Below are 26,662 nucleotides of genomic sequence, written 5' to 3'. Positions count from 1 at the left end.
GCAGCTTATTCAATCCTGAGTAGCCGGTCTATGAACCAGCCATCCTCAGTGAAGCCGGTAATCCTCAGAAGTACCGGCTTTTCTTTCCACTGGGCAGGCAGGTTTAAATGCAAACTACCGGCGGTATCCGTACAGGCAGCGGCCTGCCACATGATATCGCTGCCTAGCAGATACCTCTGACAGGCGGTGTGTGGCTTAGTCCGCTGGAATTTACTTGCTGTCCATTGAGCCTTGCTTTTATGTACCAGAGTGAGGGTCCCAAAATGCAGGCTGGTGTGTGAGGGGTGGAGGCATTCATCATGCTCAACATGACTCAGGAACTGCCCCAGACGGTTCATAAATAACAATCTCCGGCTATCTTCCTTTGCGTTGAGAACATATTTCTGGTCAGGTAAGCTCAGGACCAGAGGCTCCTGCAGCCGGTAGGCCGGCAGCCTGATAAGGCCTTCACCGGAGGTGCGAAGAGACGATTGATGGTTGCCATCACCCAATACTATTTGCTTATCGCTCTGGGGACGCCCTTTTTTATCTGTGACTAGGAGGTCACACGTCTCAAAATCTTCAATACCAGTCAGGCTGCTGTTATCGGCCGATACAAGATCTTTCCAGAATGCGACCGGATTACCCATGCCTTCCTCCACATACAGCGACTCATAGGGCATCAGAGCTTCTTTAGCACTAGCGGTCAGGGAAAACCGTCCTTTCAACGCATTTCCTTCAGGAGTAGTAAGGGTTAGCAACCCTGAATCAGGGTCTGGTTTAAAGCCAATTACTTCATCAATATCACCTGAAAGGTTAATGTCTACTGCGGATAAAGGCGAACCTGTATCATCAAGTAAGGCCACGCGCAGCGGGGCATCAGAAAGTTCTTGCAATGGGATATCGAAAAGGCTCTGACGTGACCGGGGTACATCCTGGTGTATGAGCAGGCGGTTATTTTGGGCCGCTACCAGAAAGGTATTATCCGGAGGAGCCGGATGGCTGAAACGCACCGCCAGCCGGGCCACTGTATCGCCTCGCACCTCAAGTAAGCTAAGAGCAGCACCCCGGCTCCTTGTCAGGGGCAGCGAGTAAGCATATAACTCTCCTCTGTTACCGGTAAAGGATAGGGAAAAATTACTCTGGTAGGGACGGAGGATAAATTCACCTGTGCCTTTTTCATTTAACAATACCTCGGCAGCCTTTCTCCCCTTTTCATCATACACCACACCAGGCATACCTGCCTTAAGGCGTCCCGGATCAGGACAATATACCTCAATGGAAACCGGCAGCCCGGCTATTATATGACCGCCTTCTACCTCAAAATCAATTTGCGGGGGTGCTGTGGTGGTCACACCGATCTCAATCCGGCGGGTAGTTACCTGATCAGGCGACATACCCTGCTGGCGGGCCGTAAATGCTGAGAGGTAGTAACATCCATCTTTCAGGTCATTACCAAGAGTGAGATATCCTGAGGCCTGGCCGCCTTTCAGGTAAAATGCATCACCAGCCACTGCATGCCCATCTGCATCAAACAGGTAGGCATAAAGAGTGAGACTACGCTCAGTGGGGGCATTGTATTCCACATCTACCACATCAGCCGAAAAATACAGCGTATCGGCCCGGGAGAGCTTACTGTCAGGAAGGTTCAGATAAACCTTTTCGCGTGATCCCTGGTAGCGGATCAGCCTGTCGGCCAGCATGATGCTCAGGTCCTTTGCCGCCGGGCCGGACCGGGCGCCCCGGGGTGTGACGGACTCACCGGAAGTGGGTGAGCTAATCATGAGGCAAAGCGGTAGTAATATATGGTAGAGTACTGTAAGCATGTATTTTGGACAGTCATACACATGACAATCCAGGAAAGGATACCCCCACCGATAGCCAGGGGGAAATTATTTATCCGGCCTGTATTCTATAGGAATAAGTTCAGCCACGCGCTCCCAGGACCAGTATCCGTACACAGTTACTGCATCAGGATCATAGGTACCGTTACTATACAGCAGGGGGTTGTCAAGGTTATTAAGACGTAACCAACTGGTCTGATAGGTGGAAAAGTGCCTCTGGTGAGAGGCCCCGGAAGGATCGCCAACAGAAGCTTCGGCCCAGCTCATGTAGCGGGTATCCTGCACTTCATTGGTATAGATAATCTGGATGTACCCGGCATCCTTCAGACTTTTATAGTCGTTTAGAAATATCTCGCTGAGTTCGTTCCGGCTGCTTCTGCCGTCCGGTACGATGATTTTATAGGTCTTAAACCCTTCTTCCTTTAGTTGCCCCGTATTCATGCTGTAGAAGAAATGCCGCAGACTTCCATTATAAGCTTTACGCCGGTTTTTCTCCCATTTTCTCTGCTTCCACTTACTACGACTGGTGAGTTCGTCAAATTTAGGTTTGCCGGAATAGTAAATAAAGCCATCCCCCATCCGGAAATCTTCCAGCAGGTAACTGATTCGGTATCCCAGCGCCTGGTTTTCTATTTTAAGTAAATCCTGGGCAAAAGCCTCAAAGCTACCTGTCTCCTCGTCTACCTCAAACATCAGTACTTCCGGGTTCAGAATGCGGCATTTGCGGCTATTGTTTGTATGACCAAAAAACAGCTCGAGAAATTTGTCATAATGCGCCTGCCACACGTCTTCATCCATGCCCCTGATCACTACTTCATCCAGTTCGTAAATGAATGGATCAAGGCTTACAGGCAAGTAATTAGCCTCCCCCGGCAGCACCTTCATTTCGTGGTTAACGGCTTTGAATCCTATGGAACTGAACATCACTTCATACTTCCCAGGCTTAAGGCCGGGTATCTCAAAATACCCCTGTTCATTGGTATAAGTACCCCTCATGGTGCCGGCCAGGTTTACATGTATGTAAGACAATCCTTCGCCAGTCTCAGAGTCGGTAACTTTTCCACGTAACGAGAGAGTCACAGGCGGGGGCGGTAACCGCAGGGTATCCTTTTTAAGGATAATTTGGTCACTGACCACCTCATAGGAAACCGACTGGTCGGCCAGCACCTTTTCCAGGGCATCCTTTACAGTGGTCTTAGGGGATGAGATAGAAACGCGGTTCTCGACGGGAATAATGCCGGGGTTGTAGGAAAATTCGACCTCACCAGCCAGGCCTATCTGTCGCAGGGCTGAATCCACGCGTACGTTATTCAGCTCCACAGCCAGCGACTTATGGAGGGGACTCTCTTGTGCCAGAGATGGATTTACACTGGCTACCAGAACCACAAGCAGCAAAGTGGCGCCGATAATTGACAGGAGAGCAATGGCCAAAAAATTAAACAGCCTCCCGAACATATTTTTATTTTTCTGTTAGCAACCCTCGCCGGAGAGCAGATATCCCTTTGGGGTCTTTTCCACTGTTACATTCAGAGTGGAGCTGATGATCTGTAAGACTTCTTTAAGTGTCCTTTTATTAAATGTAGCGGAAAGTCGGCAGTTTTTCAACGCTTCCTCCGAAAGGTTCACATCCATATGATACGTTTCGGACAACTTTTCCACAACGGCACTAAGTTTTTCATCCTGAAAAGTAAAAGATTTTATTCTCCAAGCGATCAGTTCGTCTATATCCGTTCTGGATTTAGTAAGAGAGCCATCTTTTTCAGCAAGCTTACCCATATCACCAGGCTCCAGTTCAAGTCTCTCGTCACCAGCTTCTACCTCTACCCTGCCAGTAGCTACAACTACACTGGCTGCGCGGTCATCATAGGCATACACATCAAAGCTGGTACCTAAAACACGCACATCGAGCGACTCTGTATTAACAATAAACGGAAGTTGTTCATTCCTCACCACATCAAAAAAACCTTCCCCTTCCAGGGTAACACTGCGTGTCTTATCCCCGAAAGAGCGATCATAAAAAAGGGATGAACCTTCATTAAGCGTAACAAGCGTACCGTCAGGTAATTCCACCTCAATGATCTCAGAAGCTGCGGTGTTATAAGCAACCATACCTGTAGGGTAGCGATTGAACATGAAGTAGGCAATGGCCGAAATCATTACAAGTGCGATAACCGCTGCAGCCACGCGGGAAAGCCTTACAGGCATGGAAGCCATACGGCCTTTGGGGGCTACCGAACTAGCCAGGTCTGCATCCGAAAGGCGGGATGAAACCCGTTGCCACGCGGCATCCACATCGATTTGCCCGGCTTCGCTTACCTTCTCGCTATTCTTCCACACCCACCGGCTGTCTTGTACATAGCTGCGGAAAGATTCGTCACTTTCCATAAGGGACTCCACCTGCTTTATCTCCTCTTCACTGGCTTCTCCTGAAAGGTACCTACCTACCAGTTCCCATTGATTTTCTGACATCTGCTGCTTCATTTTCAGTTATGTGACAACGTATAGGGGACTCTCCCTAGCAGGAGGCTGATTTTTTTTACCATGTGCTGCAAAGTATTAATAAGGCCATGAGGTCTTTAAGCTCTACACGTAACAACCTTAGGGCTTTACCTATCTGATTTTCAACAGTTTTAATGCTCACCCCCAGGTGGTCTGCTATCTCTCTGTACTTAAGGCCTTCAAAGCGGCTCATCTTAAATATCTCCCTGCACTGCCTGGGCAGTTCGTCGATCGCCTTATAAACCCTGAGTTCAAAATCTGGTTCTACCATAGGGTCATGAAGGTGATGATTGCTTTCTTTGTACTCCCGCATTACATGCTGCTGGTACTTCTCTCTTACCTTCAGGTGCTTAAGGTAATTCAGGCAGGTGTTTTTAAGGCTGGTATAGAGGTAGGATTTCACAGAGGTATTAAACTCCATGGTTTCCCGTTTATCCCAAAGCCTTACGAAGAGATCCTGCACTAACTCTTCCCCCTTCTCCATGTCATTGGTGTATTTGCGGGCAAAGAGGCAAAGCTCGGTATAGTGCATACGGAAAAGTTCTTCAAACACTTTCCTGTCGCCAGCTTTTAACTTCTGAGTGATCTCTTTCGGGCTTAGGGACATTGAATTTTTCGCTCTTTCTTCTGCACAAATGCCATGAAAGTTATAACATGCATGGAAATAAAGAAAAAGGCAGGCTAAATATTTTCATATCAGAACCATGCCTAACAGATAATCAGTTCATTTAAATATAATAATCGTTTTTGACAGCGGAGAGTAGTTATTAGTATGGATAAATCATTTACAGGGGACCTTAACCAGGAATTTGAACTACAAATTGGGGAACGGTGGTACGATGCAGACGGGCTGGCTGAGCTCACCGGAAATGAATTCACAGAGCAGGAAAAACTGGCGCTGGACTTCTGCAGGAAGTGGATGATAGGTCAAGGTACCTTCACCGTGCAGACATCGGGCTCCACAGGCAATCCAAAGAAGATAAGCGTGAGCCGGGAACGCATGAAATATAGCGCAGCCATGACCCTGAGTGCCCTCAGGATAGAAGAAGGCAGTAGCGCACTGCTATGTATAAATGCCGCATACATTGGCGGCATAATGATGCTGGTACGGGCGATGGTGGGCGGCCTGAAACTGGCCGTAAGAACTCCCTCCTCCACCCCGCTTTCTGCTATGGAGGAGAATGTTACTTTTGCGGCTATTGTACCGATGCAACTGCAGGGAATACTAAACGGGCCGGAGGAAGATCGGGCCGTACTGGATAGAATGAAGGCGGTGATAGTGGGCGGCGCCCCCATGGATGAGAACCTGGAGAAGCAGACGGAAAATGTCACCGCACCTGTCTATGCTACCTTCGGCATGACGGAAACAGTATCGCACTTTGCACTGAGAAGGATTAATGGCCCGGGGGCAGCCCCCTATTTCACTGCCTTTGAAGAAATGGAACTCGCTACGGATGAGCGAGGCTGCCTGATGGTGAAGGGGCCGGTAACGGAAGAAAAGTGGGTGACCACGAATGACATAATAGACCTGCAGCCTCCGGGCCGTTTTCGCTGGATAGGCCGGGCTGATAATGTGATAAACTCCGGTGGAGTAAAGCTACACCCCGAGAAAATAGAACGGAAGCTAAATACGATTTGGGTGGAAATGGGGTTACAGGAGGCTTTTTTCACTATCGGTTTACCTGATGAGAGGCTGGGGGAAAAGCTGGCATTATTTATTGAAGGGAAGAAGCTTACGGCACAGATTTTGGACAAGCTGCGGAGTGAAATGCACCGGAGGCTTGATGCCTATGAGGTCCCGAGAAATATTAGTTTCGTGCCGGAATTCGCAAGAACAGAAACAGGAAAGGTTCGGCGAAAGGATACGGCTATGGCATTAACCGAATCAAGATGACATTTTTATCAATTATTCTTCTGTCCCTGTCTGCATTTATGACTACTAACATGGAGGCCAATCCACCTGAAAAAGGAAAAATAGACCTGATTGTAAGCAATCTGCGAAATGGTGACGGAAAAATCCGGGTAGTCGTGTTCAACTCAGAGGATGGATTTCCAGGCAAGCATGAAAAGGGCTATAAGGTCTTAAATATAGAGGCCACCTCGCCCGAAACGGTACTGGTGATCGACGATATACCCTACGGGGCCTATGCCATCGCTGTGCTACACGATGAAAATGATAACGGGAAAATGGATACCAATATGGTAGGCATGCCCAAGGAAGGCTATGGAGTGTCTAATAATGCCAGTGCATCCATGTTTGGCCCTCCCTCCTATGAGGATGCCGTTTTTCAATTAGACGCAACTACCAAGGCTTTGAGCATTAGCCTAGTGTATTAAAAGAGGTGTTGGCAAACTGCCTGAAAAGCGTAATTTTGCGGCAAAAAAGAATTTATGAGTTCAGTGCAGGAAGAGATCGTATTTTTTGAAGCCGTATATCATACAGGGTCTATCCCTCCTCCTTATAACTATGAGTACCGCATTCAGCTCTCTTTTGCCGGTAAAGGTGAGATAAAAACCAACTATGAACTGAACTACCGGTTTCGTGATGAACTGACGGAGCAGGAGATAACGGAAGAAGGCTTCACGGCTGACGATGATTTTGCGTGGAATGGCAAAATACCAGGCCTGTGGCGCAGGGAGGTACTTAATCTCCTTAGCAAAACCTCATGGCCGAAAGACCAGAAAACAGCCTCCCTTACCGAACCTTATATTCAGCTTTTTTACAAGACGAAAGACGGGGAAACCTTTAAGGCAGTACCTGCCGAAACGGAGCTATGGGACTATTTCCTTCAGGAACTGGTGCAGGGTGTCTACGAGCTGGCAGAGAAGGAACGCTACCTGGAGGTTCGCTACCTCGAGTTGGGCCCTGGAAAACAGAAGGAGGAAATACTCCTCCGGCCGATCTTTCATCTGCGTAAAGCACAGGTAGAAAAATACAAGGAAAATGCAGGAGGGAAGAAGGAAAATAAGAAATATGATATGTCTTGGGAAAACGTGAAGCCCGTGCTGCGCCAGGTGTATATTCCGGACTATGACTACGAAAAAGCCTCTCCTAAAACCCCCTCTAAGCCAGGTCAATACCTTCAGCCTGGTGATGGGTTTTGGTTTAAGCTGGGCCAGGGAGCTACTAACCCGGACCCGGAGCGGGACGCCATTAAGGACATGATAGAGACGCTCAAGAGCCTCTAAACATTTTGGCCGCCTTTTTGCTTAATGACAGGTAAACGCGCGATTGAAAGCGCTCGTGGTACTTTTAACTTAAATTATTTTGACCATGACTGTTAGGAAAAGAGTTCTTGCACTATCACTGTGCATGAGTATTATGATATTTCTGGGTAGCTGCTCTAACTGGAGCAAGACTGCCAAAGGTGGCGTATACGGCGCGGCCGGTGGAGCTGCCGCTGGTGCAGCCATTGGTAAAGCAGCAGGTAATACAGCAGCCGGTGCCATTCTGGGCGCTGCTATAGGTGGTGTAGCTGGTTCAGCCATCGGTGCTTACATGGACAAGCAAGCAGAAGAGCTGGAAGAGGACCTCGACGGTGCTACTGTGGAGCGTGTGGGTGAGGGTATTAAGATTACCTTCGATTCCGGTATTTTGTTCGACGTGGATAAATCAACCCTGACGCCGGAAGCTAAAGAGAATATCAGAGAGCTGGCCGAGACGCTTAAAAAGTATGAGGATACAAACATTCTCGTAGAGGGTCATACGGATGCTACGGGTAGCGATGACTACAATATGAGCCTGTCACAGCGCAGAGCAGAGTCTGTAGTAAACTATGCTACTTCACTGGGTGTAACTCCTGGTCGTTTCCAGATCAAAGGATACGGTGAAACTCAGCCAGTAGCGAGTAATGAATCCGCTGCCGGACGCCAGCAAAACCGCCGCGTAGAGGTAGCTATCTTTGCAAACGAAGAACTGAAAGAAGCTGCCCGTGACGGTGAGCTTGATGACTAATAAGTCGAAATAATCTGCCCTTAAAAATACAAAGGCCTCCCCTCCAAACGGACGAGAGGCTTTTTTTGTCGCATGCAATATGGCTTACCGGCAGAGCGGTACGGCCTTATCATGCCAACGCCTTTTATACAAAGGAAACGGTACTACCTCCACATTATTTCTTGAGGCGCATTACCTCCTGCTGGAGGTTCAGCACAATGTTGGTAAGCTTTTCTATACTCATGTCGGTTTCTTCCGGCTCAGGAAACTGAGAGGATATGAAGGCCCTGGCTTCCCAGAGTTCAATAACCTCGTCCAGGCCTACATCATAGGGATCATAGGAGCGGTTATCGCTCATGAGCCTGAGGGAAGAGTCCTCTTTGCCGCGGTCGTCACGCTGACGGTACACACGCTTGTACACGACGCCTTCACGCTGGGTAACGAGCACATAGGTTTTACCATCACGAATGGATGCCGGGCTCTCTACGTAACTACCTACTATGATGGTGCCTGGCATGAGCGGCAGCATACTGTCACCGCTTATCTCAAATGCGCGGTAGGTGGCTCCCCCAGGCAGGTTAGGAAGTCTGAAACGGGGTAGTTCTTCCAGGTACTCAGGATCAGCATAGCCATTGAGATAACCGGCGGCGGCTTTTTGCGGGACAAGCTCGATATTCTCCCGGTCCTCGCTATCGACAGTGATAGAGAGTACTCGGAAATTATCAGTGATACCGGTGCCTGTAGACGAGTGGGCTTTTAACTGATCTTCCGACATGCGGCTGACATCTTTTGTAAGGAGGGTATCTACAGAGACGTCAAACTGCCTTGCGATATTCAGCAGATTATTTAGCCTGGGGTCGGCCCTACCCTCTTCGTAAGCACCTAGCAACGAACGCTTTATACCAATTTTTTCAGCAAGCTGTTCCTGTGTGAGGCGCTCTTTCTTACGGAGCCATTTAATATTTTCGTTTACCAAACCCATAATTTAGTAGTAGCGTGTTGACATACACCAATTTGTTTAGCAATATTGCGTGTATTTTTGGCAAAAATCAACTGGTAAAGAGAATAAAATCGGTGTGCGGTGCAGATTTTCGCTGCAGATGGTAGAGATTATCATGATATAGCCGGTCTTTATCCTCTGCATCCCCCAGTTTTTGCTGTATCGCTTCCACTACTTCCTTGAGCGTAGCACCCGGCTCAGCCAGGTAATACCCATATGCCGCATTATATATAGGTGTCGCACCGCTTTTTCCGGTCTGCACTTCAAACCTCACCTGGCACCGTCCGGAAGAAAGCTTCTTAGGTTTTAGCTTAAGATTATAGCCGTCGGGCCTGTTCATTTCGCTTCTCATTTTGTCAATTTTTTTAGTATTACACCTTGGCTTGGCTACCATTTTTAGTATATTTGCTTATAAATTTAGTAAAAAGAACAACCAAAGGCAAATGCAGGGGTTTATTAGCATATAGAATTAGTAATGAGGGAGGAGAAGAATGATGAATGCAGAGGCTAACCGGTCGGTGATCCACATGGATTTGGATGCCTTTTTTGTATCAGTAGAATGCCTGAGAGATAATCGTCTGAAGCACAAGCCTCTTATTATAGGGGGTACGGGAGACCGGGGCGTGGTGGCTTCCTGCAGCTACGAGGCCCGGCACTTTGGTGTACATTCGGCCATGCCCGTAAAGATGGCTCTCCAGCTTTGCCCTGATGCCATCGTGATAAAGGGGGACATGGAAGCCTACAGCCGCTATTCTCACTTGATCACAGAGATCATCAGCGATAAGGCGCCTTTGTTTGAGAAATCGTCTATCGATGAGTTTTACCTGGACGTATCAGGCATGGACCGGTTCTTTGGCTGCTACAAATGGGGCACGGAGCTAAGGCAAACCATCATGAAAGAGAGCGGCCTTACCATCTCCATGGGGCTATCTGGCAATAAGATGGTCTCCAAGATCGCTACAGGTGAGTGCAAGCCAAACGGACAGCGGGAGATCGTACACGGTACGGAGGGGGACTTTCTGGCCCCGCTGCCGGTAAAAAAAATCCCGCTGATAGGTAAAAAAACAGCCCGGTTGCTGAATGAAATGGGCATAGTAAAAGTGGCAACGCTACGCGAAATGCCAGACGAGATGCTGCGGGCAGTATTTGGAAATATGGGACCTGTACTAAAAAAGAGGGCCCATGGTATAGACGACTCTCCGGTGGAGCCCTACAGCGAACGTAAGTCTATCTCTACTGAGCATACATTCAGTACGGATACCATAGACGTGCAAAAGCTGAAGGCCTCGCTTATCGGCATGGTGGAGAAGATAGGGTTTAAGATGCGGGAACAGAAAAAGCTGACCTCCTGTCTGACGGTAAAGCTTCGCTACAGCAATTTCGACACCGTCTCGAGGCAGCTTCGCATACCCTACACTTCTTCTGACGATCTGCTGATAGCTCATGCGCTGGAGCTATTTGATAAACTGTATAACCGCCGCATGCTAATACGGCTGCTGGGGGTAAGAGTAAGCAGCCTGGTACACGGGCAGCATCAGATACATCTGTTTGAAGAGACAGAAGAAAACATACGGTTGCACCAGGCACTGGACAGTATAAAGTACAGGTACGGCCCTGACGCAGTGTGCAGAGCCGTGACGGCGGAGGCGGGAAACCGCATGCGCTTTCAAACTCCGGTTTTTACCGGCGACGTGATTTAACGTACGTGCCAAAAAGAAAGAATGGAGCAGAAACTTTCATTTAAATCAAATGAAAATCCATATCTTGACTGTTTAAATCCGGCTATGCACGTAAATAAGCTGGAAAAAAACATATAATAAGCTAATAACCGGAAGCTAACCATCGATCTAAACGTATAATAAGCAACGGATTACAATGTCAGAGATCTTCAACAAGCTAAGGGCAATCAGGAAGATAATCGGTCTGAAACAAGTACAGATGGCCGAACAGACGGGTATAACGCAACGAGACGTAAGCCTGCTGGAAAATGGAAAGAAAACCTTTATCCCTATAAAGTACATTCGCTTTCTGAATGAGAAAGGAATAGACTTAAACTGGCTATTCGACGATAATGAGGAGGGCGACGGCTTTTACCTGGAACAGTATAAGTACCGGACCACTTCCGGTCAGTCACAGGCAATGGAAGACAAAATGTTTAAGCCGGATGCCGTACGCCCGGATAAAGACCACCAGGCCATACTGCTGGTAAATATGGATGCTATGAATGTGTATCCTAAACTGAGCGACCATGAAGATTTCCTGCATAAGCTCCCCCAGGTGAGCCTTCCGGAAGAAATCACGAGCATGGGCGAGCAGCGGATGTTCCAGGTGGAAGACGATAGCATGTCCGGCACACTGATGCCATTTGACTACGCCATGGGGCGCCGTTATGATACCTGGCCCCGGGCACTAAAGGAAGGTCATGTGCACATAGTAGTGACAGATGACGAAGTGCTTATACGACGCGTGCGGCTGCACCCGGACAAGCAGATACTCCTGCTTACGCCGGACAATGATAACTACCCTTCTAAAGAGGTCCCTTTCAAAGATGTGGCCGAAATGTGGCATCTCCGCATGAAGATAAGCCTGAATATAGCTTCTAATCCGGCCAGCCTGATGAAAACCATATTAGGTATGAAAACGCAGGTAGACGAGCTACGCACTGAGGTGATGGAGCTGAAGAAATCAGCGGATAAAACATAAACGGCCTGCCGGGAGGTTTTTCCCGACAGGCCGCTTTCTCTCTGAATATTATCTGTCTATAACTCCGGATGGCGTGCGCTCAGCTCATGCTGTAGCGTGTTAGCCATAAGCCTCATTACTTTTTCTTTATTCTCAAATATAAAGAAGTGATGTCCGGGAAACTGCTTTACTACAATAGGGGTAGATGTTTCTGCCTGCCAAGCCTTTACTTCAGTCAGCGTAGCTTCTTCATCATCGCCCGCCATAGCCAGTATCGGCACTCTCAGCATGGGCATATCCGGATGCTCATACGTTTCGGAGGCCTTGTAATCTGCCCGTAAAATAGGCTCGAAGTACGTCATCATCTCAGGGTCTTCCAGCACCTCACGCGGAGCGCCGTTCTCACGCTTCAGCATATTATAAAACTCCTTCTGGGGCAACTGGTACTTACTCCTGTTAGTAAGTTCTACTGAGGGTCCCCTGCGGCCACTTACTACCAGATACATGGGCAGCTTATATCCCCGCTCCTGCAGCCTCTGCACCACATGATAGGCAAGCATAGCGCCAAGGCTATGGCCATATATCACGTAAGGCATATCTATAGGTATTTCGATCTGGTCCAGCAGATCGTCCACCATATCTTCATAGTGGGTAAGGAGGGGTTCACGGATTCGCTTACCGTGACCGGGGAGTTCGAGGCCTTTAAACTCAAGGCCTCTGGGTGTTACATTTTTCCAGGCTGAAAAAGAATAGGCACTGCCTCCTGCAAAAGGAATACAGAAGACTGGTATTTTTTTCTTCATTGCATCTACATCATAAATCAAAAAAATGGTTGTCGCAGCAAAAAAATCTTCTATCGGCTGCCATACTATTAGGAACGGGTATAATAATCTTTCGTTTAGAAATGAAGGATTAAATCCAAATTTGTCAAAACCCAACAGGCTAGCAATTAATCAGTTAACATCAAAAAACTGATCATGAAAGATTTTATCCGCGTATTTATTCTGCTGGTGATCGTACTGGCATCTGTAGCCGTCCTTTATTACCTGGGTTTCGTACTGGGTTACTGGGGATGGGCCATTTTTGAGATTGTGCTATCAGTAGGGCTTATCTTGCTGGCCATCCGTCTCCTACCCAGTCACAGGCCTCCCCGGTCACGCTAAGATCCGCCACCTGTATATTTTATGTTTCCGGGCCTCTGCAGCGGATACCATATACGTCTGATTCATATGCTATCCCGGATTAGGAATAAATGCAAATTATATTAGTATTTACTATCTTTTTTAGTTGTTGGTCTCGCTTTGGCTAACTATGTTTGCATTGTCATCAGTTAGCAAATCAGACGCAAATGTACCTTAATTGTCATACGTACTTCAGCCTCAAATACGGTACGCTCTCACCGGAGCAGCTGTATATGGAAGCTAAGCGTCATGGCATTCGCAAACTGGTGGTGACTGACATACACAATACCTCGGCCTATATCGAATTGCTGCGGATCTGTGAGGAGAACAGGACGGAGTTTGACTTGCAGATTGCAGCCGGTATAGAGTTCCGCCGCAATGACGACATGTTGTATATCGTCGTTGCGCGGAACAACGGGGGATTTGAAGAAGCTAACCGCTACCTGAGCCATTATAACCTTACTGATAAGCCTTTACCAAGCCGCGCGCCTCTTTTCAACCACTGCTATGTGATATACCCAATGCAGCGGCATCCCGCGCCGGATGAGTTGTACGAAAACGAGTACATCGGCATCCGGCCGCGGGAGGTAAACAGGCTTACAGCCTCTCCCCTGCGCAGCTACGTACATAAACTGGTAGCGCTGCAGCCGGTGACCTTCCGGGACAAGGCAGGCTTTAACCTGCATCGCCTGCTGCGCGCCATAGACTGCAACCTGTTGCTGAGCAGGCTGCCAGAGAGCCGGCAGGCCTCGCAGGACGAGGTGATGCATCCGCAGGAGGAGCTAATGCAGTACTACTGGCAATACCCCCAGATCATAGCGCGTACGCAGGAGATGGTAGAGGAGTGCCGTCTGGACTTCACACTGGGAGAGAGCAAAAACAAAAAGGTCTTCGGAACCAGCAAGAAGGAGGACTATAACCGTCTGCGCCAGTTGGCGCTCGACGGTTTTACCAGGCGCTACGAACAGTACGACAGCTACGCCATGTCCCGTTTGCACCGCGAACTGGAGGTGATAAGTCAGCATAACTTTGAGGCGTACTTCCTTATCACACACGATATAGTCCAGTATGCAAAGCATCGCAACTTTGCCCATGTGGGACGGGGCAGCGGGGCAAACAGCCTGGTGGCTTACTGTATGGGCATTACGGATGTAGACCCGATAGAGCTGGACCTGTACTTCGAGCGCTTTCTGAACCCTTACCGTACCTCACCCCCGGACTTCGACATAGACTTTAGCTGGAAGGAACGGGACGAGGTCATCCATCACGTATTCGAGCGGCATGGCCAACAGCACACAGCCTTGCTGGCTACATACAATACCTTCCAGGACCGCTCGGTGCTGCGGGAATTAGGTAAGGTATTCGGCCTGCCTAAAAGTGAGATAGATAAGGTGGTGGCCTACCCGGAAGAGATGCACGACCGGGACGAGATCACACGCCTCATGTTTCGCTACGGCGAACGGCTGGTAGCCATGCCGGCCAATCTGTCCATACATGCGGGGGGTATCGTGATCACAGACGAACCCATATATGCCTACACAGCTACAGACCTGCCCCCAAAGGGGTTTCCGATCACGCACTTTGATATGCTGGCGGCAGAGGATATCGGCATACATAAGTATGACGTACTCAGCCAGCGGGGATTGGGCCACATCAAAGATACGGTGAATGTGGTGCAGGCGAATCGCCGGGAAGAGGTGGACATCACCCGCGTAAAGGAATTCAAGCAGGACGAAAAGATAAAAGAGCTATTGCGCAAGGGGCAGACTATGGGCTGTTTTTATGTGGAAAGCCCCGCTATGCGCATGCTGCTGGGTAAGCTGCAGTGTGAGGACTACCTCACACTGGTAGCGGCCAGCTCCATCATCCGGCCGGGCGTCGCCCGGTCGGGCATGATGAGGGAATATATACACCGCCACCACCACCCGGACGACTTTGAGTACATACATCCGAAGATGGAAGAACTCATGAAAGAGAGCCACGGGGTGATGGTATACCAGGAGGATGTGCTGAAAGTAGCGCACCACTTTGCCGGCCTGGACCTGGGCGAGGCCGATATACTGAGGCGGGGCATGAGTGGCAAGTTCAGAAGCCGTAAAGAATTTAAGCGGGTGGAGCAGGCTTTTTTTGATAATTGCCGCGAAAAAGGCCACCCGGAAGAGATTGCCAAAGAGGTATGGAGGCAGATAGAGAGCTTTTCAGGTTACTCTTTCTCCAAGGCCCACTCAGCCAGCTTTGCGGTGGAGAGCTACCAGAGCCTCTATCTCAAGGCTCACTACCCGCTGGAGTTTATGGTGGGCGTAATCAATAACTTCGGGGGCTTTTATAAAACGGAGTTTTATGTGCACGAGGCCCGCATGGCCGGAGCCACTATTGAGGCACCGTGTGTAAATACGAGCGACTACCTCACAGATATCTCAGGCCATACTATATGGCTGGGGTTCATTCACCTCAAAAATCTGGAGACGCGTATAGGCCAGTCTATCGGGGCGGAACGCCAGAAGAACGGCCCGTACCGTAACCTGGAGGATTTTGTGCGGCGCATACCTATAGGCCTCGAGCAGCTACTGGTACTGATACGTGTGAATGGTTTCCGCTTTACCGGCAAGCAGAAAAATGAATTGCTATGGGAGGCGCACCTCTTCTTTAACAAGCCACGGCAAAAGGCCCATGTACCCATGCTCTTCGATACCTCCGCAAGGAAGTGGCAGTTACCCTCACTGAATGCCCACCCCCTCATGAATGCCTTTGACGAAATAGAGCTGCTCGGCTTTACGCTCTGCGACCCTTTCCTGCTGCTGGAAGACCAGTATATGGGCGACACCACAGCCGAAAACCTGATGAAAAAGCTTAAGAAACGGGTGGAGCTGACCGGCTACCTCGTCACCACGAAAAACACCCGCACCAAGGACGGCAAGCTGATGCACTTCGGCACCTTTCTGGACCACGAGGGCAATGTCTTTGATACCACGCACTTTCCCAACAGTGTGGACAAGTACCCCTTCCGCGGTCGTGGCTTTTACCGCATACGCGGCCGCGTGGTAGAAGACTTTGGTTACCCCATGATAGAGGTAAGCTACATGGCCAAATTGCCCATGGTGCACAGAGAAAAAATACTGGAAGGCCAGCAGGAGGTATAGATAGAGATATATCAGGCTTTAAGCTATACTTAGCACTTTTTACCGGAAAAGTAGATTTATGACTTTCTGCATGAAAAAATTACGCAATTGTACGATGGCAGGAATTTACCGATTTACTCCACTGATATGAGGAGTCATATTACGACAAGTCTGACTTTACTCAGCCCATAACCCTAAAACAAATAAGATTAAGCATTTTATCAATAAACCTCTATTTGTCAGCCAAATACACTGCATTAGAACTAATTTGATTAAACCCACTAAGTAAAGTACTTCCTTACATAGCCTCAGCATCAGCCAATTGGCAGACAGGTAAATTTTCGCAAGATTGATAGCTGATTTTATTAATAAACTAATATGTGGCTATGATTAGCGGCGAAAACAAACACATAACCGAGACCAAAGAGATATACGAAAACCTGCAGGGAAACATACTGAAATTTCACGGCAGGCAGTATGGATACCACATCTTCCTGAAGTTTAGAGAATGGCGACAGCGTGAAGTCAAAAAGTGGATCAGGGAAGATATTGTACCCACTATAACCTCTACCGAAGACCAGATACAGGATGGTAAGAAGAGAAAGAAAGACAAAAAACATGATGGAGGCCTGTTTACCACCTTCGGACTGTCAGCACAAGGCTATTCCTACCTGCACCTCAGGTCTATACCCTCCGACATAGCCTATATGAAAGGAATGAAAGGCCGCAGGCACCTGCTGGGCGATCGTGATGAGGATCAGTCACTAGCCTATGCAGACACACTCCATGCCGTGCTGGTGCTGGCAGACGATTCGCTCAAAAAACTGAAGAAAGAGAAGCAGAAACTGGAAGAAAAACTGGCCGTCCTGGGTATAGGCGAGGTGGTAATAGCCGAACTGGGATCCGTACAAAAAAAGGACGGCCAGGTAGAAATGACCAACGGCTTTGGCTTCCGTGACGGTATTTCCTCCCCTTACTTTACTAAAAAAGATGAGAAAGCTTACCTGAAGGAGCAGCAGAAGGCCACAGGCCTGGAGGATCCGCTGGAAATATTCAATCCCGATACTTCGCTGGATGAGATACTGGTAAACGACGAACTTACGCGGGCCCCGCACACATTTGGCAGCTATTATGTATTCAGAAAATATGACCTGAACACCCTTGGGTTCAATAAGGACATACAGGAAATAGGTAAACAGATAAACCTGAAGGCCAACAAAAAAGAGAACGATCCTTATGGAATAGATCTCGCAGGCGCCTACATCTTCGGCCGCTTCAAAGACGGTACGCCGGTAGTAAAACGGGACACCCCAGAGGGCAATAAAGGGGCAAAGGACAACACCTTTGACTTCAGCGACGATGCCTACGGCTCAAAATGCCCCTTTCATGCTCACATAAGAAAAATGAACCCGCGCAAGAACCTGCCGGACAATGAGCCTTATTACCCAAAGGCAACGATAACGCGCCGGGGAATGAACCAGGAGACGGGAGGCACGATTACCGGACTGCTGTTCGGTTGTTTTCAGAGCAGTATCATAAACCAGTTTGAAAAGTTGCAGGCCGGATGGGCCAATATCTCATGGGAACCTGCAGGCCGGGCCGGTGTGGATCCCATCATAGGCAACAAACCGGAAGTATCGGACTATGAGTTCACCCCGGAGCTATATGCCGAGTCGGAAGTAGGCCTCCTGCCCTATCGCCAGAGGTACTCCTTCCCCTACAAACATGGGGTGCATAGCAACCTGCCTTTTGACCTTGACGAAGAAAATTACTTTACCCATAGCTTCGATGCGCACACCAAAATGGTGGGGGGCGAGTACTTTTTCTTTCCTTCCATTCCCGGACTGAAGGAACTGAAGGATGTAAACGCACCGGAAAACACCAATACCCCTATGCTGCAGCGCCTGCAATATGTAGTCACCAAGCTGTGGACATCGGATGAAGACCTGCAGAACTTCCGTGAAGACTACCGTGGCTGCCTGCAGGAATGGCTGGGATTGCATATGCATGCATCCGTACGCCTTGTATTATCTGAAACGAAGGTAAACACAAACGATGTTTATACCATAGAAGATGGCTACGTAATGGTATACCTGGATATATCCGGCAAACCTAACCACCTCAGTAACGAGCAGATCAGGCAACTTTCGCTGGACGAATTCAGGAAGTATAATGAGTTGAGCCTGGTAACAGCTTCCGTATTGTTTGACCCATACTTCCTGATGGGGTGGTAGATACACCTGAAGGTCATAATGGCGCAGACGTGCTTCCTGTACAGGTAGTAAATCTGCTAGAAGAAGAAGCCAGAGGGCGGTTACAGGCAATGCCTGCCGCCCTGGCCCCTTTTCTATCTGCCGTGCAGGTATACGAACTGCACCTGTCATCTCACCGGCCACGCATCGACCTTTCCGTGCTGATAGCAAACCGGCCCCGGGAGAGAGACGCGTTTCTCCGTTGGGTATGCACAACAGAGGGGCTTTATAGCAAGGGGGTGCATACCGCATTAGACAACCTTGCACACGCCTGGGTTAATCGCCCCCGTGACTTTGAGTACATGGAACACCTCTGGCTGGAATTTGACATCGCCGGGCACAATGACAATAATAAGTACCCCGTCCCCAGCCTCGTAGCCGGTTTCAGAAGAGGCATATCCCCGGAGGACTTATTTGGGTCAATAGAAAAACTGGCTGCCTGCCTGCCACTTGACCTAGCCAAAACAGCACCTGCCCTGAAGCGCCTTATTTCGGAATATAATGTCGCAGCTCTCGGGTGTACCTTCTCCTACATGCTTTCGCGCAATCCGGGAAACCAGTGCCGGCTACTTGCCGGGGCCGAAGGTGCAGAAACTGTTAAACGATTCACCAATGAGCTACCCGATACAGAGTTGTCAGGTAAATTTGCCTCATTGGCAAAGCGGCTGATAACCGCTTATACCGGGCCTGTACGGCTGGAGTTCAATCTTGGGGAGAAAGGCGTTGAGGCCGACAGAGCCATACACTGCTTCAGTCATCTGAGCCCCCACCGCGCCATTGATTTGCTACAAGAAGTGTATACTGCCGGGAGGCTTTGTCAGGATGAACGATATAGTGAGGCACTCAGCTTATTGCAGAACACAAAGGGAGTGGAAAAAGAAGGAGCTGTCGTTCATTTACTGGCTATTAAAGTACTGTATCATGCAGAAAATGAGCGATTAAGCAGCAAAGCTTATTTCAGACAAATAGCTAATCCATATCAATAGATTCTTATTTTTAGGACAAATTCTGAATCAGCCGGTATTTGTCACGGGCTCAGGCCCGAATAATTTATTATGAGATTTGAAAATACGCCTCCGTCTCCCCATTCCACTGAAAATCTATCTGAAAAAACCGAACAGGGAAGCCTGCTAGGCAGAGAACAGGCCGCCAGGCAGCTGCATGATGCTTACCTGGCTTCTCGCACCACCAGCAGCAGCCATCTGGTACTGATAGAAGGGGCCAGTGGCACGGGAAAAACCACCCTTGTGCACCACCTCCAAAGCGAATTACCGCAGGACGTTTTCTTTCTTGAGGGCAAATTTTACCAATACAGCCAGGGACAGCCCTTTCAGGCGATCGTACAGCTCATCGGCCAATTTGAGCACCGGATTGCAGCAAGAAAAGCCTCTGCCTTCCGGGAGATACGCACAAAATGGGCACAGGACTTAAAGCCCCACCTGCCCCTTTTGCAAGTATTGCTGCCTGATTCCCAATTGCTGAACTCCCTGTCGGAAAAAGAAAGATCCGACCGGCCTACTGTCAATGAGACGCAGATCAGAGAGGCCTTTCTGGCACTATTTCACAGCATGGCACGCTCGTGTGAAGCCCTCGTGATATTTGTAGATGACCTGCAGTGGGCAGACGAAAGCTCGCTTTCCGTACTGCAGACCTTATGGCTGGAACTCAACAAGGTGCCCGTACTATTTACCGGCTCTTTCCGCAATGAGGAAGCTGCCGGCCCGTATGCGGTACAGAACCTCAAGGAGCTTGTGAAAAAGCATGAAGACACCGGGCAGCACATCACTCTCGATGCTTTTTCTAAAGAAACGGTAACCGATTGGCTATTAAACCAATCAAACCATGGCATAAACAGAGCCGGTGAACTGGGAGACATTGTGTGGAGAAAAACACTGGGTAACCCATTTTACCTTAATCAATTTTACCAGCTATTAATGGACAACGAATTACTTTATAAGCATAAAGCCCCCTTGCCATGGGAGTGGAAGGATAAAGAAATAGAGGGGCAACCTGGTACGGAAAACCTTGTACCTGCACTGAAAAGAAGGCTTAACGCCCTTAACGAGACCACGCTCACCCTGTTGCAATGGGCTGCCTGCCTGGGCACTACCTTTGATGCCGCACTGCTTGCTAAGCTTACCGGATATAGGCTGAAAGAAGTGGACACAGCCCTGGAAAAGGCTACCCGCCAGGAATTTGTCCTGCCAAAAAATGCTTTTCAGGCTGCCCCTGAATACGGTATTGCCCATGACCAGATACAGCGTGCCCTATACGAATCCCTCACCGATGAGCAAAAAGGCCACTACCACCTGGCCATAGCCCGTCAGCTAATGGAGCAGAGTGAACAATCGCCATCGATAAATTACCTGGTAGCCAATCATCTGGGGCTGGCAGGCTTACCAGAAACAGACGAGGACAAGCTGGCTTTCCGCAGGTACCACTACAAAGCCGGAAAACAGGCCCTGGCCACCACAGCCTATGCACAGGCAGATGCTTACCTGCAGCGCTCCCTCGCCCACTTTGGCCCTGATGACTGGCAGCACGCCTATGAGGAAACCCTGGAATACCACCTCTGCGCGCTGGAAAGTGCCGGGTATAATAAAGACCTGCCTACCTGTTCAAAACTGTTTGAGCAACTGAAGAGCCAGCCTATAGGCGACTACGATGAGCTACGCCTGCTTCAGGTATACAGTCTGCTGCAGCTCTACTTTAAGGAATACGACAAGGGCTACGAGTATGCACGCCTGGCACTGGAAAAGGCCGGCATACCAGTGGCCACCACACCAGAGGCCAGGGGTGAAGGCATGCAGGCCCTGGTACAATCCCTGTCTGACCCCGGAACCATCGCCCGGTTCGAGAAACTGCACATCAGTGATGAAAAGGACGAGATTGTTAATACTCTCTTTAACCAACTGTGCGTATATGCCTATAATGTAAGTCCCCAGGACATTGCCTATTACACCTTTTTATGGGCACACACCAGCCTTGACAGAGGCATTTCAGCCCCCACCACAGATGCCTACTCGTTCGTAGCCATGGTGTATACCTCCATGCACAACTTCGGGGTGGCTTTTAAATACGGAGAGCTGACAGAAAAACTGGCAGAACGGTTTAATCACCCTGTATACAAGAACAGAGCCCTTTCTCTCGTGTATGCGCACTGCCTGGCCTGGAACCATTCCTACCAAGAAACCATGCAGGTGATGGAGGACAGCTACCCCGGTCTTGTCAAGTATGGTGAATGGATATGGGCCGCAGGTACGCTCTTCAATACCTTCCTGGTAGGACTCATGCATGGTGCAGACCTGCAGGAGACCTCAGACCTCTACAGGAGGTTTTTCATGGAATATCAAAAGCCAGAGGCCCAGCAGATATTCGGATTCTTACCTGACGAGGCCATTTCAGTAGTTAACGAATACCTCCTGGAAACAGGGGTAGTACCGGATAAAGCCGAAAAGGTCCTGGCTGAGGCAAAAGAGTCCAACCCGATGATCTCATCAGTAGCCCTGACGGTGTTGTCACGGCTGTATGTGCTGGCCGGAGATTACGAAAAGGCATTGGAAGTCTCGGAAGCTAACTACCAGGCCCTGGTAGAGTTCGGTGCCTGCGGCGGACAGTTGCATAATGTCAGTTTTCATTTTGACCAGGCAATAGCCCTGTGCCATAGCAAACTAACCAACAAAGAGCACTTTGACAAAGAGGAAAAGCTAAAGCTGAGCATGGAGAGGCTCGCCATGTATGCGGAAATTAATCCGGATAACTTTGCCGGATATCACCACCTCGCCGTCGCAATGCAGCATATGACCGCGGGCGATACCGGCCAGGCCTATGCCGGACTGATGCAGACAATAAAGCATGCTCAGCTCAACGGCCACACCTTACTGGCGGCCATGGCTTATGAGCAGGCCGGTACGCTGGCAGCATCAGACGGACTGCATCTGGCAAAGGGGCACTACATAGAGGCATATCATCACTATAAACAGTGCGGAGCCACCGGCAAGGCAGAAGAGGTACTGACCAGGAAACTGCAGGGCAGCCGTAACCAGATAGTGGCTGCCCATGAGGAAGGCAAAGAGGTAAGCCTGTCCCCTACCCAATCGATAGACCTCGACGTGAAAGCCCTAATGGACAGTTCGCTGGCCATTTCCAGGCAGGTGAAGCTGGACCTGCTGCTGCGCAGGCTTATGGAGATCATCAGCCAGAATACCGGTGCCGAAAGAGTGATCATCGCCCTGCAGAAAGACGACGATATGTACCTTGAAGGGGTGCATACGGCAAGCGACACGCGGGTGCTGGAAGAGATACCGCTGAATGACGGCCAACCTATTCCCGATGCCTACCGGCTCAGTGAGGAAGTGGTCCACGCCGTGGCCAACACCCAAAAAACCATTCTGTTGGGAGATGCCTGGCAAACGGCAGGGCCCTACAAAAATACCCGCTACATACAGGAGCAAAAGCCAAGGTCTATCCTGTGTATGCCGCTCATATATCAGGGAGACGTTATGGGCGTGCTGTACCTGGAAAACAACAGCCAGACCTACGCCTTCACCCGTGACCGTCTGGAGATACTGACCCTGCTGAGCGCCCAGATCACCACCTCCATCCGCAATGCCGGCATGTACAGTACCCTGGAGGCCAAAGTGGCCCTGCGTACACATGAGCTGCAGGTGACTAACCAGGAACTGGCCGCCCTCAATGAGTTTAAGGAAAAACTCACAGGCCTCATCGCGCATGACCTCAAGTCACCGCTAAGCAACATCATCGGGCTGTCCGAGCAGGACCCCAGCGGAGATACCCACCAGAAGATCAACCAGCTTAGCCGTTACATGGAGCAAATGATCCTCGATATACTGGAGACCCGCCGCCTGGAATCGCCGGAAATGAAACCCCAGGTGACAGAGCTCGCAATAGGCAAACTGAAGGAAAACGCCCTGGAGCAACTGGCCTGGATCATACGCGACCGCCACATAAAGCTGCAGGTTACCGGACATAAATCTCTGAAGGTGCTGGCAGATGAACGCCTGATGGTGCGGGTACTGGTAAACCTCATTAATAATGCCATCGTGCATAATCCGGAGGCCAAGCACATAAAGGTCACCTCTGAAAAAGCAGGAGATGACTTCCTGCGCATTTCTATTAAAGACAAAGGCAAGCCTATCCCTGCTGAGGTAATCGACAAGATCTTTGAGCCCTACCACTCGCAGGCCAAAGCCGGAGCGGGAAGGTTCCGCAGCACGGGGCTGGGGCTTACCTATTGTAAGCTGGCAGTGGAAAGCCATCAGGGTGAGATAGGAGCTACCTCAGACACTGAAGGCAATACCTTCTGGTTTACCCTGCCCCTGGTACCCGGCCAGCAGGCACAGGAGGACAGCGGTTTTGTATACGGCGAGGATACCAGCGAGCCAAGCCTCATGCCTGATGAGGCCATGGCGGTGCTGAAGCCGTATGCTGACAGGCTGAACGGCCTGCAGGTAAACCAGCTTACAGCTATACTAAAGGTGCTGCGCGAAGCAGGGGACCTCAAAAACCCAGCTGCTGCCCAGTGGATACGTGATGTGGAGGAAGCTACCTACGCCTGCGATGAGCCTCGGTACAGGGAGCTGCTAAAAATGATACCTTAATATGGAGCAGGGTAGTGTGATATTGCTGGTAGATGACCAGCCTGAAAACCTGCTGAACCTGGCCCGCTACCTGGAGGCGGGGCCCCAGGATTTTCAGCTTCTTACGGCCCGCAGTGGCCCCTCTGCACTGGAAGTGGCGCATATTACCAAGCCGGACATTATCATAACGGACTGGGACATGCCCGAATGGACAGGCCTGGAATTACTGAAAAGGATAAAGCAGGATGCTTACCTGAAAGACACCCCCGTGATCATGATTACGGGGGTATACACAGAGTCCGAAGACCTGAAACAGGCCATGGACTTCGGTGCAATGGACTACCTGCGCAAACCTATCAATAAAATAGAGCTGTGGGCACGTGTGAAGTCTGCCCTGACCATACAACATGCTATTCATACAATACAGTCCCAGAACCAGGAGATTCGCGACCAGCACCAGCAGCTCAGGCAGCAAAAAGACCGTGAGCTTAGCATAAAGGTTATGGAAGCCCAGCAGAAGAATGAGGCACTGCTGGAAATTAATACCGAGCTGAAAAAGATTGCGAATACAGCTACAGGGGTAGTGGCTATGAGTCTGAAGCGCGTGATAAAGCAGATAGAGCAAAATACACGGGACACCAGCCAGTGGGAAGAGTTCAAGCAGTACTTTGAAAAAAGCCACCCGAAATTTCTACAGACAATAGAAAAGCAGTTTCCGCAGCTATCGGCGCAGGACCTGCGCCTGTGCAGCTATATGAAGATACACATGACCACACATGAAATTGCTGACCTGCGGCATGTGACACCGGAAACCATACGCACGCAAAAGTACAGGATCAAAAAGAAGCTCGGACTATCAAAAGAGGTAGACCTTACAGAGTACCTCAATAGCTCGGTATAGGCACCTTATTTACAGCAGAAAACGTAAACAAAGAGGGCGGCAAATAATCATTTTGTCGCCCTCTTTTCATTTCAAAAGACAATTAATCATCTAAACACCAGCACTTTATCAAAATCACCCACCGCATAGCATCCATCTGGTCTACACTTTGTCTATGCGGCCGTATATACCGGGTCTATGCCCGGGCCTGTGTATAACCAGTGGTACCCCCTACTTTTACATTACAGAAACCGCTACACAACCTAACAACCAGTGTGAAACGCCTTATGGGTACGGGAGCCGGCAATTTGAATGGCTGATTCACCGTCTGCTCCTGACCATACGGCGCACTCAAAAATGAATAATTCCTTTTATAATATACATACTGACATTCTAATATTGATCAATGAAACTATCCTGCCGCTGGCAGGATATTTTTTTGCCTTCCGGTACCTGTCTATGCTTTGTCTATCCCCGTGTACACATCCGGTCTATTCATAATCGCACCGTACCACAAGGGGAAAAATTACCTTTGTAAAGAAGGTACAACCAGCGCAAACAAACAGAAAAGAACCTGCATGATAAACACTACTGCAACTACTCACACAGCGTACCTTATAGATAACCTGTTCGAGAGTAAGGACATGGCTCACTTTAGTCCGGAAACCCGACCCGTTTCTACCCCGGAGCGATTCCCCCTTCATGAGATGAACACCGTGCGGATATGCAACCAGACTGACTACGCCCTGGTACCGGCCGGTGCCTTTTTTCAAAGCGGAAAATTCTGGAAATCACCTCAGGAGGCGGGCCCTTCTCATGAGGTCGTCTTTACTACCTGTGTGCTTCAGGATGCCTACCTGAACGGTGCCGGGGGCGTGGCTCTATTTGCCTTGCAGTTACCTGACGAAAACGGGGGTAACAGACAACAGCCGGTTGGGATAGGCTTTTCAGAGGCTGCGGATAAGCGCAGACGGCAAGCCTCCGGCCGGTTTACCAACTGCCCTTACACGATCAATAAATACATTTCACGAAAAGACACCTGTGATGAATCACCAGTTTTTACTATAAGCCAAGGTGACAGCAAGTCCTGCATGATTCGGTTCAGGATAACCTGTGAGCCTAAGGCTAGTGAGGTGGTTATCACCCTCACGCAGGAGGTCACACGATAAGCAGCCATATCTGCCGGGCCACACCTTCAGCGGTTGGTCCGGTACCCGAATATGAGGTGCTTTACCTCAAAGTCATCATTATTTCCCCCGGTGCCCCCATCAGACGTTCGGGACTCTATTTTCAGGCGATTAGTGCCTTCGCCGAACTTCTGCGAGGTAGTCACCTCCACTATCAGGGTTTGCTGGCACCAGTGGTTACCCGGCGTTACATCCAGGTTTCCCACATAATTATCGTTAATATATACCCTGTTGTGTTCCCAGGTTACATTACGTACCATAAGGGTAATGTACCCCCAGCTATTATATGGCTCTTCTGTTAGCTGAAAGGTAAAGGTTCGCTGATCGGGGCGGGGAGAATCACCAAGCTCGTAGACATCGTTTTGTCCGGTGATGATCCAGAAGGTGGCTACTTTATCAGACATAATCTTTGTGGCATTTAGTTTACCTCAATTACGCCAAATAGGTATGTCCGCGCTATGGCTATTTGTAGTCAAATCCCTCATAACAAGCCTGCCTGCCTTAT

General features: G+C 49.5%; 21 protein-coding genes. 13 read left to right on the top strand and 8 right to left on the bottom strand.

The window, feature by feature from the left end; translation table 11 throughout:
* Nucleotides 1-5: 5 nt before the first annotated feature.
* From AB9P05_RS17435 to AB9P05_RS17420, 4 genes are all read right to left on the bottom strand, one after another.
* On the bottom strand, nucleotides 6-1,805 hold the full coding sequence (locus tag AB9P05_RS17435) for a hypothetical protein (protein ID WP_371910117.1): 1,800 nt from the start codon (nucleotides 1,803-1,805) through the stop codon (nucleotides 6-8).
* A 66-nt stretch (nucleotides 1,806-1,871) separates the two neighbouring features.
* The gene (locus tag AB9P05_RS17430; protein WP_371910116.1) at nucleotides 1,872-3,278 is read right to left on the bottom strand and encodes a carboxypeptidase-like regulatory domain-containing protein; all 1,407 of its coding nucleotides are present in this window, start codon (nucleotides 3,276-3,278) and stop codon (nucleotides 1,872-1,874) included.
* Nucleotides 3,279-3,293: 15 nt separating this feature from the next.
* Nucleotides 3,294-4,292: a FecR family protein gene (locus AB9P05_RS17425; protein WP_371910115.1), complete on the bottom strand. Its 999-nt coding sequence runs from the start codon at nucleotides 4,290-4,292 to the stop codon at nucleotides 3,294-3,296.
* Between the two features lie 67 nt (nucleotides 4,293-4,359).
* Entirely contained in the window at nucleotides 4,360-4,929 is a 570-nt protein-coding gene (locus tag AB9P05_RS17420) for an RNA polymerase sigma-70 factor (protein ID WP_371910114.1), read from the bottom strand.
* A gap of 165 nt (nucleotides 4,930-5,094) precedes the next feature.
* Here AB9P05_RS17420 and AB9P05_RS17415 point away from each other — a divergent pair, with 165 nt between their 5' ends.
* From AB9P05_RS17415 to AB9P05_RS17400, 4 genes are all read left to right on the top strand, one after another.
* The gene (locus AB9P05_RS17415) at nucleotides 5,095-6,216 is read left to right on the top strand and encodes an AMP-binding protein (protein WP_371910113.1); all 1,122 of its coding nucleotides are present in this window, start codon (nucleotides 5,095-5,097) and stop codon (nucleotides 6,214-6,216) included.
* Nucleotides 6,213-6,659, top strand: coding sequence for a DUF2141 domain-containing protein (locus tag AB9P05_RS17410; RefSeq protein ID WP_371910112.1), 447 nt, complete (start codon nucleotides 6,213-6,215; stop codon nucleotides 6,657-6,659). The genes AB9P05_RS17415 and AB9P05_RS17410 overlap by 4 nt, the downstream gene beginning before the upstream one ends.
* A gap of 54 nt (nucleotides 6,660-6,713) precedes the next feature.
* On the top strand, nucleotides 6,714-7,511 hold the full coding sequence (locus AB9P05_RS17405; protein ID WP_371910111.1) for a hypothetical protein: 798 nt from the start codon (nucleotides 6,714-6,716) through the stop codon (nucleotides 7,509-7,511).
* Nucleotides 7,512-7,596: 85 nt separating this feature from the next.
* Nucleotides 7,597-8,277 (top strand): OmpA family protein, encoded by a 681-nt coding sequence (locus AB9P05_RS17400; protein ID WP_371910110.1) that lies wholly within the window; start codon nucleotides 7,597-7,599, stop codon nucleotides 8,275-8,277.
* Nucleotides 8,278-8,431: 154 nt separating this feature from the next.
* On the opposite strand, the gene AB9P05_RS17395 is transcribed toward AB9P05_RS17400, so the two are convergent.
* Together AB9P05_RS17395 and AB9P05_RS17390 are read right to left on the bottom strand one after the other, a co-directional pair.
* Nucleotides 8,432-9,238: an XRE family transcriptional regulator gene (locus AB9P05_RS17395; RefSeq protein ID WP_371910109.1), complete on the bottom strand. Its 807-nt coding sequence runs from the start codon at nucleotides 9,236-9,238 to the stop codon at nucleotides 8,432-8,434.
* Between the two features lie 67 nt (nucleotides 9,239-9,305).
* The gene (locus tag AB9P05_RS17390; RefSeq protein ID WP_371910108.1) at nucleotides 9,306-9,608 is read right to left on the bottom strand and encodes a hypothetical protein; all 303 of its coding nucleotides are present in this window, start codon (nucleotides 9,606-9,608) and stop codon (nucleotides 9,306-9,308) included.
* A gap of 139 nt (nucleotides 9,609-9,747) precedes the next feature.
* On the opposite strand from AB9P05_RS17390, the gene dinB reads away from it, so the two are divergent.
* Nucleotides 9,748-10,956 (top strand): DNA polymerase IV, encoded by a 1,209-nt coding sequence (gene dinB, locus AB9P05_RS17385; RefSeq protein ID WP_371910107.1) that lies wholly within the window; start codon nucleotides 9,748-9,750, stop codon nucleotides 10,954-10,956.
* 175 nt (nucleotides 10,957-11,131) lie between these two features.
* A complete protein-coding gene (locus AB9P05_RS17380; protein ID WP_371910106.1) occupies nucleotides 11,132-11,959 on the top strand; it encodes an XRE family transcriptional regulator in 828 nt (275 codons plus the stop codon).
* A gap of 56 nt (nucleotides 11,960-12,015) precedes the next feature.
* On the opposite strand, the gene AB9P05_RS17375 is transcribed toward AB9P05_RS17380, so the two are convergent.
* On the bottom strand, nucleotides 12,016-12,741 hold the full coding sequence (locus tag AB9P05_RS17375; protein ID WP_371910105.1) for a thioesterase II family protein: 726 nt from the start codon (nucleotides 12,739-12,741) through the stop codon (nucleotides 12,016-12,018).
* Nucleotides 12,742-12,915: 174 nt separating this feature from the next.
* Between AB9P05_RS17375 and AB9P05_RS17370 the strand changes: the two genes are divergently transcribed.
* The 7 genes from AB9P05_RS17370 (at nucleotide 12,916) to AB9P05_RS17340 (ending at nucleotide 26,139) form a co-directional block, all read left to right on the top strand.
* Entirely contained in the window at nucleotides 12,916-13,101 is a 186-nt protein-coding gene (locus AB9P05_RS17370; protein WP_371910104.1) for a hypothetical protein, read from the top strand.
* Between the two features lie 185 nt (nucleotides 13,102-13,286).
* The gene (locus AB9P05_RS17365) at nucleotides 13,287-16,259 is read left to right on the top strand and encodes a DNA polymerase III subunit alpha (RefSeq protein WP_371910103.1); all 2,973 of its coding nucleotides are present in this window, start codon (nucleotides 13,287-13,289) and stop codon (nucleotides 16,257-16,259) included.
* Between the two features lie 365 nt (nucleotides 16,260-16,624).
* Entirely contained in the window at nucleotides 16,625-18,472 is a 1,848-nt protein-coding gene (locus tag AB9P05_RS17360) for a Dyp-type peroxidase (protein ID WP_371910102.1), read from the top strand.
* On the top strand, nucleotides 18,466-19,476 hold the full coding sequence (locus AB9P05_RS17355) for a hypothetical protein (RefSeq protein ID WP_371910101.1): 1,011 nt from the start codon (nucleotides 18,466-18,468) through the stop codon (nucleotides 19,474-19,476). Before AB9P05_RS17360 ends, AB9P05_RS17355 begins: the two co-directional genes overlap by 7 nt.
* 69 nt (nucleotides 19,477-19,545) lie before the next feature.
* On the top strand, nucleotides 19,546-24,111 hold the full coding sequence (locus tag AB9P05_RS17350; RefSeq protein WP_371910100.1) for an AAA family ATPase: 4,566 nt from the start codon (nucleotides 19,546-19,548) through the stop codon (nucleotides 24,109-24,111).
* A gap of 1 nt (nucleotide 24,112) precedes the next feature.
* A complete protein-coding gene (locus tag AB9P05_RS17345; RefSeq protein ID WP_371910099.1) occupies nucleotides 24,113-24,991 on the top strand; it encodes a response regulator in 879 nt (292 codons plus the stop codon).
* Between the two features lie 557 nt (nucleotides 24,992-25,548).
* Entirely contained in the window at nucleotides 25,549-26,139 is a 591-nt protein-coding gene (locus tag AB9P05_RS17340) for a hypothetical protein (protein WP_371910098.1), read from the top strand.
* Nucleotides 26,140-26,165: 26 nt separating this feature from the next.
* On the opposite strand, the gene AB9P05_RS17335 is transcribed toward AB9P05_RS17340, so the two are convergent.
* Nucleotides 26,166-26,561, bottom strand: a complete 396-nt coding sequence (locus tag AB9P05_RS17335; RefSeq protein WP_371910097.1) for a hypothetical protein — start codon at nucleotides 26,559-26,561, stop codon at nucleotides 26,166-26,168.
* Nucleotides 26,562-26,662: the final 101 nt, after the last annotated feature.

Source organism: Roseivirga sp. BDSF3-8 (genome assembly GCF_041449215.1).
Lineage (GTDB): Bacteria > Bacteroidota > Bacteroidia > Cytophagales > Cyclobacteriaceae > JBGNFV01.
The sequence above is the reverse complement of the archived record's forward strand: the minus strand, read 5'-3'. Positions and strand labels throughout refer to the sequence as shown.